This is a genomic window from Streptococcus sp. ELY_137 (assembly GCF_058314515.1).
Window position 1 is genome coordinate 1 of record NZ_JBZFUL010000033.1, and the last position, 780, is coordinate 780.

Here is a 780-nt window from a genome sequence, read left to right on the forward strand (position 1 = left end):
AGATTCATAGCGTCAACCGCATCCCGAGCGTTGGAAATCCGCAGATTTAACTCGGCAATAGCCATCTCCAGCTCCGATTCTTTCAGACTCTCATGAGCCACCTGTTCCATATAAGCTTCTGGGAAACGCTGAACAGCCTCACCAACCGCCTGCGCTAAACGCTTGGCACCGGCAACCAAAGGACGAAGAACGCTCTCCGAATAGAGGCGGGCAGAATCATAAGCCTTTCCCTTTAAATCAGCTTGGCTGTTCTCAAATTCTTCTAAGGCTGTCTCCAGTTCTTCATAAGCTTGAATCTCCTGTTGGGCTAAGGCCTTAGCACTGGCTGCCTGAGCCTGTGACTGCTCCAAATACATATCAATACTCATGGAATCTTTCGAATCTCCTCTTCTAAATCGTCTATCTCAATCGTCAGTTTCTGACGCTGATCGTAAACCAATCCCTGTTTCTCGATAACCTGCCTTTTTCGAACCTGTACGGCCTCTTTGGCTTCTTCCAGTAAATAACTGGCGCTGTCCCGCTCTTGAAAGAAACTATGGCGGTTCCCTGCTGGCTCACCAGAAAATCGATAAGCGTAGGCCAGACCTTCTAAGACACCGCCCAGCTGACTAAAGACATCACCGGCCATCTGCTCGTGTTCTTCTAACCGCCGACTTTTAGACTGGAGCTCATATTCCTCATCATACAAGTCCTGTTCCTGCTGCCAAAGCTGGCTTTGTTCCGCTTCCTTGGCCTTTATGGGCTTGCGCTTCTCCTGACGTTTGGCTTCGGCTTCGGCCT

Annotated in this window: 2 pseudogenes; both read right to left on the bottom strand. The window is 49.7% G+C overall.

From position 1 onward, the window contains the following. Positions 1 to 368, bottom strand: a pseudogene (locus AC4HAO_RS11290) (DUF3114 domain-containing protein); the annotation flags it as partial. Further along, positions 365 to 780 (bottom strand): annotated as a pseudogene (locus AC4HAO_RS11295) (hypothetical protein); the annotation flags it as partial. The pseudogenes AC4HAO_RS11290 and AC4HAO_RS11295, both read right to left, overlap by 4 nt.